This window comes from Bacillus sp. AFS002410 (genome assembly GCF_002556365.1).
Taxonomy (GTDB): Bacteria; Bacillota; Bacilli; order Bacillales; family Bacillaceae_G; genus Gottfriedia.
This window is the reverse complement of sequence record NZ_NUEU01000108.1, coordinates 28,275-41,765: the sequence shown is the minus strand read 5'-3', so window position 1 is coordinate 41,765 and position 13,491 is coordinate 28,275. Positions and strand designations below refer to the sequence as shown.

Annotated in this window: 23 protein-coding genes; all 23 read right to left on the bottom strand. The window is 38.9% G+C overall.

All coding sequences use genetic code 11. The features are described from left to right. Positions 1-2: 2 nt before the first annotated feature. Positions 3-503 carry a 30S ribosomal protein S5 gene (gene rpsE, locus CN692_RS25180; RefSeq protein WP_056467462.1) on the bottom strand — a complete coding sequence of 167 codons (501 nt, stop codon included), beginning with the start codon at positions 501-503 and terminating at the stop codon, positions 3-5. A 20-nt stretch (positions 504-523) separates the two neighbouring features. Continuing rightward, positions 524-886 (bottom strand): 50S ribosomal protein L18, encoded by a 363-nt coding sequence (gene rplR, locus CN692_RS25175; protein ID WP_098121865.1) that lies wholly within the window; start codon positions 884-886, stop codon positions 524-526. Positions 887-919: 33 nt separating this feature from the next. Then, the gene (gene rplF / locus CN692_RS25170; RefSeq protein ID WP_098121864.1) at positions 920-1,456 is read right to left on the bottom strand and encodes a 50S ribosomal protein L6; all 537 of its coding nucleotides are present in this window, start codon (positions 1,454-1,456) and stop codon (positions 920-922) included. Between the two features lie 30 nt (positions 1,457-1,486). Further along, the gene (rpsH, locus tag CN692_RS25165) at positions 1,487-1,885 is read right to left on the bottom strand and encodes a 30S ribosomal protein S8 (protein WP_098121863.1); all 399 of its coding nucleotides are present in this window, start codon (positions 1,883-1,885) and stop codon (positions 1,487-1,489) included. 33 nt (positions 1,886-1,918) lie between these two features. Next, positions 1,919-2,104: a type Z 30S ribosomal protein S14 gene (locus CN692_RS25160; RefSeq protein ID WP_056467450.1), complete on the bottom strand. Its 186-nt coding sequence runs from the start codon at positions 2,102-2,104 to the stop codon at positions 1,919-1,921. A 34-nt stretch (positions 2,105-2,138) separates the two neighbouring features. Continuing rightward, entirely contained in the window at positions 2,139-2,678 is a 540-nt protein-coding gene (gene rplE, locus CN692_RS25155; RefSeq protein WP_098121862.1) for a 50S ribosomal protein L5, read from the bottom strand. A gap of 28 nt (positions 2,679-2,706) precedes the next feature. After that, positions 2,707-3,018, bottom strand: a complete 312-nt coding sequence (gene rplX, locus CN692_RS25150; protein WP_098121861.1) for a 50S ribosomal protein L24 — start codon at positions 3,016-3,018, stop codon at positions 2,707-2,709. Positions 3,019-3,074: 56 nt separating this feature from the next. Next, the gene (gene rplN, locus CN692_RS25145; RefSeq protein WP_088003815.1) at positions 3,075-3,443 is read right to left on the bottom strand and encodes a 50S ribosomal protein L14; all 369 of its coding nucleotides are present in this window, start codon (positions 3,441-3,443) and stop codon (positions 3,075-3,077) included. Positions 3,444-3,489: 46 nt separating this feature from the next. After that, positions 3,490-3,753, bottom strand: coding sequence for a 30S ribosomal protein S17 (gene rpsQ / locus CN692_RS25140; protein WP_098121860.1), 264 nt, complete (start codon positions 3,751-3,753; stop codon positions 3,490-3,492). Between the two features lie 21 nt (positions 3,754-3,774). Beyond that, complete coding sequence (rpmC, locus tag CN692_RS25135; protein WP_088044553.1) at positions 3,775-3,975, bottom strand: 50S ribosomal protein L29; 201 nt, start codon at positions 3,973-3,975, stop codon at positions 3,775-3,777. After that, positions 3,965-4,399 (bottom strand): 50S ribosomal protein L16, encoded by a 435-nt coding sequence (gene rplP, locus CN692_RS25130; RefSeq protein ID WP_056467431.1) that lies wholly within the window; start codon positions 4,397-4,399, stop codon positions 3,965-3,967. Before rplP ends, rpmC begins: the two co-directional genes overlap by 11 nt. Positions 4,400-4,401: 2 nt before the next feature. Beyond that, positions 4,402-5,061, bottom strand: a complete 660-nt coding sequence (gene rpsC / locus CN692_RS25125; protein ID WP_098121859.1) for a 30S ribosomal protein S3 — start codon at positions 5,059-5,061, stop codon at positions 4,402-4,404. A gap of 3 nt (positions 5,062-5,064) precedes the next feature. Next, positions 5,065-5,406, bottom strand: coding sequence for a 50S ribosomal protein L22 (gene rplV, locus CN692_RS25120; RefSeq protein WP_056467425.1), 342 nt, complete (start codon positions 5,404-5,406; stop codon positions 5,065-5,067). A 17-nt stretch (positions 5,407-5,423) separates the two neighbouring features. After that, positions 5,424-5,702, bottom strand: a complete 279-nt coding sequence (gene rpsS / locus CN692_RS25115; RefSeq protein ID WP_056467422.1) for a 30S ribosomal protein S19 — start codon at positions 5,700-5,702, stop codon at positions 5,424-5,426. A gap of 57 nt (positions 5,703-5,759) precedes the next feature. Then, positions 5,760-6,590: a 50S ribosomal protein L2 gene (gene rplB, locus CN692_RS25110; protein ID WP_098121858.1), complete on the bottom strand. Its 831-nt coding sequence runs from the start codon at positions 6,588-6,590 to the stop codon at positions 5,760-5,762. A 31-nt stretch (positions 6,591-6,621) separates the two neighbouring features. Further along, entirely contained in the window at positions 6,622-6,912 is a 291-nt protein-coding gene (rplW, locus tag CN692_RS25105) for a 50S ribosomal protein L23 (RefSeq protein ID WP_098121857.1), read from the bottom strand. Further along, positions 6,912-7,535, bottom strand: coding sequence for a 50S ribosomal protein L4 (gene rplD, locus CN692_RS25100; RefSeq protein WP_098121856.1), 624 nt, complete (start codon positions 7,533-7,535; stop codon positions 6,912-6,914). The genes rplW and rplD overlap by 1 nt, the downstream gene beginning before the upstream one ends. 27 nt (positions 7,536-7,562) lie before the next feature. Continuing rightward, complete coding sequence (rplC, locus tag CN692_RS25095; protein WP_098121855.1) at positions 7,563-8,192, bottom strand: 50S ribosomal protein L3; 630 nt, start codon at positions 8,190-8,192, stop codon at positions 7,563-7,565. A 33-nt stretch (positions 8,193-8,225) separates the two neighbouring features. After that, on the bottom strand, positions 8,226-8,534 hold the full coding sequence (gene rpsJ / locus CN692_RS25090; protein ID WP_056467407.1) for a 30S ribosomal protein S10: 309 nt from the start codon (positions 8,532-8,534) through the stop codon (positions 8,226-8,228). 335 nt (positions 8,535-8,869) lie between these two features. After that, positions 8,870-10,057 (bottom strand): elongation factor Tu, encoded by a 1,188-nt coding sequence (gene tuf, locus CN692_RS25085; protein ID WP_098121854.1) that lies wholly within the window; start codon positions 10,055-10,057, stop codon positions 8,870-8,872. A gap of 122 nt (positions 10,058-10,179) precedes the next feature. Beyond that, a complete protein-coding gene (gene fusA, locus CN692_RS25080) occupies positions 10,180-12,258 on the bottom strand; it encodes an elongation factor G (RefSeq protein WP_098121853.1) in 2,079 nt (692 codons plus the stop codon). A 233-nt stretch (positions 12,259-12,491) separates the two neighbouring features. Next, positions 12,492-12,962, bottom strand: coding sequence for a 30S ribosomal protein S7 (rpsG, locus tag CN692_RS25075; RefSeq protein ID WP_056467395.1), 471 nt, complete (start codon positions 12,960-12,962; stop codon positions 12,492-12,494). 32 nt (positions 12,963-12,994) lie between these two features. After that, complete coding sequence (gene rpsL, locus CN692_RS25070) at positions 12,995-13,417, bottom strand: 30S ribosomal protein S12 (protein ID WP_056467392.1); 423 nt, start codon at positions 13,415-13,417, stop codon at positions 12,995-12,997. Positions 13,418-13,491 lie beyond the last annotated feature (74 nt).

The window sequence follows — 13,491 nt, the reverse complement described above, 5'->3', positions numbered from 1 at the left end:
TATTAACCTAGTAATTCTTCTACAGATTTACCACGTAATTTAGCAACTTCATCCGCACGTTTCAAGTTACTTAAACCTTCGATAGTAGCACGTACAATGTTTACTGGTGTGTTTGAACCAAGAGATTTAGATAAAATATCATGTACTCCAGCAAGTTCTAATACCGCACGAACAGGACCTCCTGCGATAACTCCAGTACCTTCAGAAGCAGGTTTTAAGAATACTTCACCAGCTCCAAAACGACCAGTAATTACGTGAGGAATTGTTGTTCCAACGATTGGTACATTAATTAGATTTTTCTTAGCATCTTCAACAGCTTTACGGATTGCATCAGGTACTTCTTGAGCTTTACCAGTACCAAAACCAACATGACCGTTTTTGTCACCAACAACTACTAATGCTGCAAAGCGGAAACGACGTCCACCTTTTACAACTTTAGCAACACGGTTGATCGTAACTAAGCGTTCTTCAAGCTCTAATTTATTAGGATCAATGCGACGCATGTATGTCCCTCCTTCTTTTATTAAAATTGTAAACCAGCTTCACGAGCAGCTTCAGCTAAAGCTTTTACGCGACCATGATATAAGTAACCACCGCGGTCGAATACAACTTCAGTAACACCTTTTTCAGTAGCGCGTTTTGCAACTAATCCACCTACTAAAGATGCTGCATCGATATTACCAGTACCATTTAAAGTTAATTCTTTATCTAAAGTTGATGCACTTGCTAATGTAACACCATTAACATCATCAATGATTTGAGCATAGATATGGTTGTTTGAACGATAAACGTTTAAACGTGGACGTTCTTGAGTACCAGATAATTTAGTACGAACACGAGCATGTCTTTTTTTACGTACTGCATTTTTATCAGCCTTAAAGATCATCTTGGTCACTCCTTTCTCTTATCTAGTTATAGATTACTTCGCAGTTTTACCTTCTTTACGACGAACCATTTCGCCTTCGTAACGGATACCTTTACCTTTGTAAGGCTCTGGTGGACGTACTTGACGGATGTAAGCAGCAAGTGCGCCTACACGTTCTTTGTCGATACCTTTAATACTGATTTTAGTATTTGAAGGTACTTCGATTTCAACACCATTCTCAGGAGTGATCTCAACTGGGTGAGAGAAACCAACAGCTAAAACAAGTTTGTCACCTGTTTTTGTAGCACGGTAACCTACCCCAACTAGTTCAAGGTTACGAGTATAACCATTAGTTACACCTTCAACCATGTTTCCTAAGATAGCACGAGTTGTACCATGAAGAGCACGGTGCTCTTTATTATCAGTTGGACGTGCAACTGTTAATACATTCTCGTTTAATTCGATTGTCATATCAGGACTAAAAGTACGAGTTAACTCACCTTTAGGTCCTTTTACTGTAATAGTATTGTTGTTATTAGTAAGAGTAACTCCAGCAGGAATTACAAGTTCTTTTTTACCAACACGAGACATTCACTACACCTCCATTCTCTCTGTGTTTTATTACCAAACGTATGCTAAGATTTCGCCACCAGTTTTAGCTTGACGAGCTTCTTTATCTGTCATTACACCTTTAGATGTTGAAATAATTGCAACACCTAAACCGTTAAGTACGCGAGGTACTTCGTCAGCTTTCGCGTAAACACGTAAGCCAGGCTTAGAGATTCTTTTTAATCCAGTGATAACACGTTCGTTGTTCACACCATATTTTAAGAAAATACGGATGATACCTTGTTTATCATCTTCAATGTACTCAACGTCACGGATGAAACCTTCACGTTTTAGAATTTCAGCAACTTCTTTCTTTAGGTTAGAACCTGGGAATTCTAATTTCTCGTGACGTACCATGTTCGCATTACGAATGCGAGTAAGCATATCTGCAATAGGATCTGTCATGACCATGTTCAGATAACCTCCTTCCTAATATCTATTGAATTACCAACTAGCTTTTTTAACGCCAGGGATTTGTCCTTTATAAGCAAGTTCACGGAAACAAATACGGCAAAGTTTAAATTTACGTAATACTGAGTGTGGACGTCCGCAACGTTCGCAACGTGTATACTCTTGTACTTTAAATTTCTGAGCACGTTTTTGTTTCGCAATCATTGATTTTTTAGCCACGTTTTCGCCTCCTCTTCTTTAGCGCTGGCTTTCATTATTTTTGAAAAGGCATTCCAAATAATGTTAGCATTTCACGAGCTTCTTCATCAGTATTTGCAGTAGTTACAATAACGATGTCCATACCACGTACTTTGTTTACTTTATCATAATCAATCTCTGGGAAGATTAATTGCTCTTTAACACCTAATGTGTAGTTTCCACGGCCATCGAATGACTTTTTAGAGATCCCACGGAAGTCACGTACACGAGGTAAAGTAACAGCAACTAATTTTTCAAAGAATTCGTACATACGCTCACCGCGTAATGTAACTTTCGCACCGATAGGCATTCCTTCACGAAGACGGAATTGAGCGATTGATTTTTTAGCTCTAGTTACAACAGGCTTTTGACCTGCGATTAAAGTTAATTCCTCAACAGCAGTATCTAATGCTTTTGAATTTGAAACAGCCTCACCAACACCCATGTTGATGACGATCTTTTCAATTTTTGGCACTTGCATAACTGATTTATAGTTAAACTTGCTCACAAGAGCAGGAGTGATTTCGTTTTGATATTTCTCGACTAGGCGGTTCATTCAGTTGACCTCCTTTCACAAATTTCTATTATTTATCAAGTAATTCGCCTGATTTTTTTGCAATACGTACTTTTTTACCATCCACTAATTGGTAACCTACGCGTGTAGGTACTCCAGTTTTTGGATCTAATGCCATAACATTAGAAACATGGATTGGTGCTTCTTTCTCGATGATGCCACCTTGTGGGTTAGCTTGAGTAGGTTTTGAGTGTTTTTTAATGATGTTAACACCCTCAACAAGTACGCGGTTTTTCTTTGGAAAAGCAGCAAGGATCACACCTTGTTTTCCTTTGTCTTTACCAGAGATAACTTGAACTTTATCACCTTTTTTTACATGCATCTTCTTCGTGCACCTCCTTAATAAGGCTTTCTGAAGTATTTATTAAAGTACATTAATTAAAGTACTTCTGGAGCTAATGATACGATTTTCATGAAGTTGCTATCACGTAATTCACGTGCAACTGGTCCGAAAATACGAGTACCACGTGGGCTCTTATCATCTTTAATGATAACAGCTGCGTTTTCATCAAAACGGATGTAAGTACCATCTGGACGACGAACACCACGTTTCGTACGAACGATAACAGCTTTGACTACATCACCTTTTTTAACAACGCCACCTGGTGTTGCTTGTTTCACTGTACAAACTATGATATCACCAATGTTTGCAGTTTTACGGCCTGAACCACCTAATACTTTAATAGTAAGTAATTCACGTGCACCTGAATTGTCAGCAACTTTTAAACGAGTTTCTTGTTGGATCATGTCAAATTGACCTCCTTTCGGATTAAGAATGATATCCGATCATCTATTAGATAATAACAGCTTCTTGTACGATTTCAACTAAACGGAAACGTTTTGTAGCTGATAATGGACGAGTCTCCATGATTTTTACGATATCGCCAACTTTTGCAGCGTTTAGCTCATCGTGCGTTTTATATTTCTTAGAATATTTAACGCGTTTTCCGTATAGTTTATGTGTTTTATAAGTTTCAACTACAACAGTAATTGTCTTATCCATCTTGTCAGAAACTACACGTCCTGTGTAAACTTTACGTTGGTTACGTTCGCTCACTGTGCAAACCTCCCCTCATTATTAATTATTAGAGTTAATTTCTCTTTCACGTACTACAGTTTTCATACGAGCAATACCTTTACGAACCTCACGAATACGCGCAGTGTTCTCTAATTGACCTGTAGCTAATTGGAAACGAAGGTTGAATAACTCTTCTTTAAGAGATTTCACTTTTAATTCAATTTCAGCAGTAGTAAGATCGCGAATCTCATTAGTTTTCATTAGAATCACCACCATTGTCTTCGCGTTTTACGAATTTACATTTAACTGGTAATTTGTGAGCAGCTAAGCGAAGTGCTTCACGAGCTACCTCTTCAGATACACCAGCGATTTCGAACATAATTTTGCCAGGTTTAACAACTGCAACCCAACCTTCTGGAGCACCTTTACCACTACCCATACGAACCTCAAGAGGTTTAGCAGTGTAAGGTTTAGAAGGGAAGATCTTAATCCATACTTTACCGCCACGTTTCATGTAACGAGTCATTGCACGACGCGCTGCTTCAATTTGACGGTTAGTAATCCAAGAAGCTTCAGTTGATTGTAAACCGAATTCACCGAATGCAATTTCAGTACCACCTTTGGCACGTCCACGCATTTTTCCACGATGTTCTCTTCTATATTTAACACGTTTAGGCATTAACATAATTAATTTCCTCCTTCCTCAGAAGCTTTCTTTTTTGTAGGAAGAACTTCACCTTTGTAGATCCATACTTTTACGCCTAGTTTACCGTATGTTGTATCTGCTTCTGCAGTTGCATAATCGATATCCGCACGTAATGTATGAAGTGGCACTGTACCTTCACTATATGATTCTGCACGAGCAATATCTGCTCCGCCAAGACGACCAGAAACTTGTGTTTTAATACCTAATGCACCAGCACGCATAGCACGTTGAAGTACTTGCTTTTGAGCACGACGGAATGAAACACGGTTTTCTAATTGACGAGCGATGTTTTCAGCTACTAATTTAGCATCAAGATCTGCTCTTTTAATTTCGATGATGTTAATATGAACACGTTTGCCAGTAAGTTTGTTTAAAGCCTTACGAAGAGCTTCAACTTCTGAACCACCTTTACCGATTACCATACCTGGTTTTGCAGTGTGTACAGTGATGTTTACACGGTTAGCAGCTCTTTCGATTTCTACTTTAGATACAGCAGAATCTTTTAAACGAGTGCTAATGTATTCACGAATTTTGATATCTTCATGTAAAAGATCAGCGTAGTCTTTTTCAGCGTACCATTTAGATTCCCAATCTTTAATAATACCAACTCGAAGTCCGACTGGATTTACCTTTTGTCCCATCGATTATCCCTCCTTCTTCTCTGATACCACGATTGTAATGTGGCTTGTACGTTTGTTGATTGCGCTAGCACGTCCTTGTGCACGAGGGCGGAAACGTTTTAAAGTAGCACCTTCATCAACGAATACTTTTTCGATGTATAAGTTATTAACATCCATATCATAGTTATGCTCTGCGTTAGCAATAGCAGATTTTAATAATTTTTCTACAACAGGAGAAGCAGTTTTCGGTGTGTGTCGAAGGATTGCGATCGCTTCGCCCACTTGTTTACCTCGGATTAAATCGACTACTAGACGAACTTTACGAGGAGCGATACGAACTGTTCTCAGTACAGCTTTAGCTTGCATTGGAGTGCCTCCTCTCATTATCTTCTAGTTTTCTTGTCATCCGCATCGTGACCTTTGTAAGTACGAGTTGGAGCAAATTCACCAAGTTTGTGACCTACCATATCTTCCGATACATATACAGGTACGTGTTTACGACCATCGTATACTGCAATAGTATGTCCGATAAATTGTGGGAAAATAGTCGAACGACGTGACCAAGTTTTTACAACTTGCTTAGAGTCAGTTTCGTTTAATTTCTCAACTTTAGTTAATAAGTGATCATCAATAAATGGACCTTTTTTCAGGCTGCGTCCCATTGTGGTACCTCCCTTCGTGATTGACCTACGGTTCTAGTGAACCGTAGCACAACCGCGTTATTTTTTACGACGACGAACGATAAATTTGTCTGACGCTTTGTTTTTCTTACGAGTTTTGTAACCAAGAGTTGGTTTACCCCATGGAGACATTGGTGATTTACGTCCGATTGGAGAGCGTCCTTCACCACCACCGTGTGGGTGATCAACTGGGTTCATTACAGATCCACGTACAGTTGGGCGTTTACCCATCCAACGAGAACGACCTGCTTTACCGATGTTAATAAGTTCGTGATGTTCGTTACCTACTTGACCTACTGTCGCGCGGCAAGTAGCTAAGATCATACGTACTTCACCAGAGTTTAAACGAACTAGTACATAACGGTCTTCTTTACCTAATACTTGTGCAGAAGTACCAGCTGAACGTACTAATTGTCCTCCACGACCTGGTTTTAACTCGATGTTGTGAATTGTAGTACCTACTGGAATGTTTACAAGTGGTAAAGCGTTACCTACTTTAATATCAGCTTCAGAACCTGAAACGATTTCCATTCCTACTACTAAATTTTTAGGAGCTAGGATGTAACGTTTTTCTCCATCAGCGTAGTTAATTAAAGCAATGTTTGCAGAACGGTTTGGATCGTACTCGATTGTAGCAACGCGTCCTGGTATACCATCTTTATCTCGTTTGAAATCGATGATACGGTATTGACGTTTGTGTCCACCACCTTGGTGACGAACAGTAATTTTACCTTGGTTGTTACGGCCAGCTTTTTTGCTAAGTGGTGCTAGTAATGATTTTTCTGGTTTATCAGTAGTGATCTCAGCAAAATCATTAGTAGTCATACCACGGCGACCGTTAGTGGTTGGTTTATACTTTTTGATTCCCATCGTAATTTCCCTCCTTTTCTAGTAATTAGTATTAAACGCCTTCGAATAATGTGATTTCTTGGCTATCAGTAGTTAATTTAACGATTGCTTTTCTACGACGGTTAGTGTAACCAGCATGTTTACCCATACGTTTAAACTTACCTTTGTAGTTCATTACGTTAACTTTCTCTACTTTAACACCGAAGATTGCTTCAATAGCATCTTTAACTTCAGTTTTATTAGCTCTTACATCAACTTCAAAAGTGTATTTTTTTTCAGAAATTGCTTCCATAGAAGCTTCAGTGATAACTGGGCGTTTGATAATATCGCGAGGATCCTTCATTATACAAGCACCTCCTCTACTTTTTGCACCGCAGCTTTAGTCATGATTAGAGTATCATGATGTAAAACGTCGATTACGTTTACTTCATTAGCCGCAAGAACTGTAATACCAGGTAAGTTGCGAGCAGATAAAGCTACGTTTTCATTTAGGTCAGCTGTTACGATTAAGACTTTCTTTTGAACTGATAAGCCTTGTAATACAGTAACCATATCTTTTGTTTTTGGTGCGTTTAACGCTAAATCTTCAAGCACTAACATGCTTTGCTCTAATACTTTTGTAGATAAAGCAGATTTAATCGCTAAGCGACGTACCTTTTTAGGTAATTTATATGAATATGATCTTGGAGCTGGACCGAATACGATACCACCACCACGCCATTGTGGAGAACGGATTGAACCTTGACGAGCACGGCCAGTTCCTTTTTGTCTCCATGGTTTACGACCACCACCACGTACTTCAGAACGTGTTTTTACTTTGTGAGTACCTTGACGTAAAGACGCACGTTGCATCATTACAGCATCAAATAAAACGTGTTCGTTTGGAGCAATTCCGAAAACAGCATCTGCTAATTCGATCTCTCCTACTTGAGCACCTGTTTGATTAAACATAGTAACTTTAGGCATTTCATTTCCTCCTTTCTTCTAAATTAATTATTTAGATTTAACCGCAGTACGGATTGTTACGTAAGATTTTTTAGAACCAGGTACATTACCTTTTACTAAAAGTAAGTTACGTTCAACGTCAACTTTAACGATTTGTAGGTTTTGTACAGTTACTTTTTCTCCACCCATTTGACCAGGTAAAGCTTTGTTTTTGAATACACGGTTCGGAGCAACAGGACCCATTGAACCTGGACGACGGTGGTAACGAGAACCGTGAGACATTGGTCCACGAGATTGGTTGTGGCGTTTAATGCTACCTTGGAATCCTTTACCTTTTGAAGTACCAGTTACATCAACGATGTCACCATTTGCAAAAATATCTACTTTGACTTCTTGACCAACTTCATAAGCTGTTACGTCAGCATTGCGAAGTTCACGAACGAAGCGCTTAGGTGCAGTGTTTGCTTTAGCAGAGTGTCCTTTTTCTGGTTTGTTAGCTAATTTCTCACGTTTGTCAGCAAATCCGATTTGGATTGCTTCATAACCGTCAGTTTCAGTAGTTTTCTTTTGTAAAACCACGTTTGGAGTAGCTTCGATTACAGTTACTGGAATTAACTCACCGTTTTCAGCAAATACTTGTGTCATACCGATCTTTTTCCCTAAGATTCCTTTAGTCATAAGTCACACCTCCTGAATTTATATATAATGTTATTAAAGTTTGATTTCAATATCAACGCCAGATGGTAAATCTAGTCTCATTAATGAATCAACTGTTTGTGGAGTTGGATTCACGATATCGATTAAACGTTTGTGTGTGCGCATTTCGAATTGCTCACGAGAATCTTTGTATTTATGAACCGCACGAAGGATCGTGTAAACTGATTTCTCAGTTGGTAATGGAATCGGACCAGATACAGAAGCACCAGAACGTTTCGCTGTTTCAACGATTTTCTCTGCAGATTGATCTAAAATACGGTGATCATAAGCTTTTAAACGAATACGAATTTTTTCTTTTGCCATAATTTTCCCTCCTTTTTCGCCTATTTAAGTAATAGACATACTCCATGGAAATTTCCTTACACTCGCCATGGCAAAGCGGCCGGGTGTATCAGCAACCTTCCATTTCTACGCAGTCAAAGACCAACATCATCTATTATACATAAAAAATAATGCTATTGCAAGCATTTGTTATAAGTTTAAATAAATTAATGTTTTGCCGTCTTTAGTACTTAGTTATTATATTATCTTCGTTTATTAAAATCAAGCAAGAATCGGTTTTCTATTATAATAAAAATATTTCCAATTTACATAAAAAAAAGCTTAGAAGAATAAATCTTCTAAGCTTTTAAGTTTAATTATTCAACGATTGTAGCAACTACACCAGCGCCTACAGTACGTCCACCCTCACGGATAGAGAACTTAGTACCTTCTTCAACAGCGATTGCGTTGATTAACTCAACAGTCATTTCGATGTTGTCACCAGGCATAACCATTTCAACGCCTTCTGGTAATTGGATGATTCCAGTTACGTCAGTTGTACGGAAATAGAATTGTGGACGGTAGTTAGCGAAGAATGGAGTGTGACGTCCACCTTCTTCTTTAGATAAAACGTAAACTTCAGCTTTAAACTTAGTGTGTTGTTTAACTGAACCTGGTTTAGCTAAAACTTGACCACGTTGGATATCGTCACGAGCAACCCCACGAAGAAGTGCACCGATGTTATCTCCAGCTTCTGCTTGATCAAGAAGTTTACGGAACATTTCAACACCTGTTACAGTAGTTGATTTTGGCTCTTCAGTGAAACCGATGATTTCGATTACTTCACCAACTTTAACTACTCCACGCTCAACACGACCAGTAGCTACTGTTCCACGACCAGTGATTGAGAATACATCCTCAACTGGCATTAAGAAAGGCTTGTCAGTTTCACGAGCTGGTGTTGGGATGTAAGAATCAACTTCAGCCATTAATTCATGAATTTTAGCTTCCCACTCAGCATCTCCTTCAAGAGCTTTAAGTGCAGAACCTTTGATTACTGGAATGTCATCGCCAGGGAATTCGTATTCTGATAAAAGATCACGGATTTCCATTTCAACTAATTCAAGTAATTCTTCGTCGTCAACCATGTCACATTTGTTCATGAATACTACGATGTAAGGTACACCTACTTGACGAGATAAAAGAATGTGCTCACGAGTTTGAGGCATTGGACCATCAGCAGCAGATACTACTAAGATACCACCGTCCATTTGAGCAGCACCAGTGATCATGTTTTTAACATAGTCAGCGTGACCTGGGCAGTCAACGTGTGCATAGTGACGAGTTTCAGTTTCGTACTCAACGTGTGCAGTAGAGATTGTGATACCACGTTCTCTTTCTTCTGGAGCACCATCGATTTGATCGTAAGCGCGAGCTTCAGCTCCACCTACTTTAGCTAATACAGTTGTAATAGCAGCAGTTAATGTAGTTTTACCATGGTCAACGTGTCCGATTGTACCAATGTTAACGTGTGGTTTTACACGTTCGAATTTAGCTTTACCCATTGTAAAAATCCTCCTTATAATTAAGAAAATTAATTTTTAGTTTTATTATTATGCTACAAGAGGGTGAGACACCCTTTGTAGCTAACATAAATAGTTATACATGATGAGAACTAAATAATCAATTACTCACCTTTATATTTTTTGATAATTTCTTCTGAAATTGATTTTGGTACATCTTCATAGTGGTCAAATACCATTGAGAACGTTCCACGACCTTGAGTGTTAGAACGTAATGAAGTTGCATAACCAAACATTTCAGAAAGAGGTACCATAGCACGAACAACTTGAGCGTTACCACGTGCTTCCATACCTTCAACGCGTCCACGACGAGAAGTAATATCACCCATGATATCTCCTAAGTATTCCTCAGGGATAACAACTTCTACTTTCATTAATGGTTCAAGTAGAACTGGGTTACATTTCTTAACAGCGTTTTTAAGAGCTAAAGAAGCAGCTACTTTAAACGCCATCTCGTTTGAGTCAACATCATGGTATGAACCGTCAAAAAGACGAGCTTTAATGTCGATTAGTGGGAATCCAGCTAATACACCATTTTTAAGAGAGTCTTCAAGACCTGCAGCTACTGCTGGGATGTATTCACGAGGAACAACACCACCAACGATACCATTTTCAAATTCAAAGCCTTTTCCTTCTTCGTTAGGTGAGAATTCAATCCAAACATGTCCGAATTGTCCACGTCCACCTGACTGACGAACGAATTTCCCTTCTACTTGTGCAGAAGAACGGAAAGTTTCACGGTATGCTACTTGAGGAGCACCAACGTTAGCTTCTACTTTGAATTCACGACGCATACGGTCAACGATGATATCAAGGTGAAGTTCACCCATACCAGCGATGATTACTTGACCAGTTTCTTGGTCAGTATGTGCACGGAATGTTGGATCTTCTTCAGTTAATTTAACTAATGCTTGACCCATTTTATCTTGGTCAGCCTTAGATTTTGGCTCGATTGCGATCGAGATAACTGGTTCTGGGAACTCCATAGACTCAAGAATTACTAGATTCTTTTCATCACATAAAGTATCTCCAGTTGTAGTATCTTTAAGACCTACAGCCGCAGCGATATCTCCAGCATATACTTTCGAAATCTCTTGACGAGAGTTAGCATGCATTTGTAGGATACGTCCTACACGCTCACGCTTACCTTTTGTAGAGTTTTGAACGTATGAACCAGATTCTAACGTACCTGAGTAAACTCGGAAGAACGTTAATTTACCAACATAAGGATCAGTCATGATTTTGAATGCTAAAGCTGCGAAAGGCTCTTCATCACTTGATGGAACTACTTTCTCTTCTTCAGTATCAGGTAATGTTCCTTTGATAGCTGGTACATCTAATGGAGATGGTAGGTAATCAATAACTGCATCAAGCATTAATTGAACACCTTTGTTTTTGAAAGCAGAGCCACAAACTACTGGGTAGAATTGTACTGAACATGTAGCTGTACGAATAGCAGCTTTTAATTCAGCAAGTGTGATTTCTTCACCTTCAAGATATTTCATCATTAATTCTTCGTCTAGCTCAGCTACCGCTTCGATTAAACGACCACGGTACTCATCAGCTAGTTCTTGATATTCTTCAGGAATTTCGATAGTTTCAATGTCAGTTCCTAAGTCATTATTGTACTTAATAGCTTTCATTTCAACTAGGTCAACAATACCCCAGAAGTTATCTTCAGCACCCATCGCTAATTGGATTGGGTGTGCGTTAGCTTGTAAACGGTCATGTAAAGTACCTACAGAGTATAAGAAATCCGCGCCGATTTTATCCATTTTGTTAACGAATACTACACGTGGAACTCCGTAAGTAGTTGCTTGACGCCAAACTGTTTCAGTTTGAGGCTCAACACCTGATTGTGCATCAAGTACTGCTACTGCGCCATCAAGTACACGTAGTGAACGTTCAACTTCTACAGTGAAGTCTACGTGACCTGGAGTATCAATGATATTTACACGGTGGTTATCCCATTGAGCTGTTGTAGCAGCAGATGTGATAGTGATACCACGCTCTTGCTCTTGCTCCATCCAGTCCATTTGTGAAGCTCCTTCATGAGTTTCACCAATTTTGTGAATACGACCTGTGTAATAAAGGATACGCTCAGTTGTTGTTGTTTTACCAGCATCAATGTGAGCCATGATCCCAATATTACGAGTGTTATTTAAGGAGAACTCTCTTGTCATCAGGGTTCTTTCTCCCTTCCAGTATTAGTTAGGATTTTTTAGTACAAGAAAAAGTTATTCCTATACATACCTCATGTTATTAAGTTAAGCAAGCACTACAATCAAAGAACAATTATGATCCTAAGTTATGTAATCCGACGTTCACCTACTTTATCTAGCAAGCTAAATAATAAATAGGTGAACGACTTAACCAACATTCATTATGTGCAGAAATAACTAAATTGCTTTTAATCTTACCAACGGTAGTGAGCAAACGCTTTGTTCGCTTCTGCCATTTTGTGTGTATCTTCACGTTTCTTAACTGCAGAACCTGAGTTGTTAGCTGCGTCAAGAATTTCGTTAGCTAAACGCTCTTCCATCGTTTTTTCTCCACGAAGACGAGCATAGTTTACTAACCAACGTAGACCTAGAGTAGTACGACGCTCTGGACGTACCTCAACTGGTACTTGGTAGTTAGAACCACCAACACGACGAGCTCTTACTTCTAGAACTGGCATGATATTTTTAAGAGCTGCTTCGAATACTTCCATTGGTTCTTTACCAGAACGTTCTTGGATTAATTCAAATGCTCCGTATAAGATAGCTTGAGATTTTCCTCTTTTTCCGTCAATCATCATTTTGTTGATTAAACGAGAAACTAACTTTGAATTATAAAGTGGATCTGGTAATACATCTCTTTTTGCAACAGGACCTTTACGTGGCATGTTATTTCCTCCTTTCGGCTAGTTGTTATTTATTACTTCTTAGCTGCTTTTGGTCTCTTAGTTCCGTATTTAGAACGACCTTGCATACGCTTGTCAACACCTGCAGTATCTAATGCACCACGAACGATATGGTAACGTACCCCCGGTAAATCTTTTACTCGTCCACCACGGATAAGAACAACACTGTGCTCTTGTAAGTTGTGTCCGATACCTGGGATATAAGCAGTTACCTCGATTTGGTTTGTTAAACGTACACGAGCATATTTACGTAATGCTGAGTTCGGTTTCTTTGGAGTCATAGTACCAACACGAGTACAAACACCACGTTTTTGTGGAGCTGATAAATCAGTTGATTTTTTCTTTAATGAGTTGAAACCTTTATTTAATGCTGGTGATTTTGATTTCCATACTTTAGAAGTACGTCCATTACGCACTAACTGGTTAATAGTAGGCATGAGTTTTCCTCCCTTCAAATATTTATAAGACCACACATCCAGGTGGTTCATAATAAGTTGAAAACAAAGTTTTT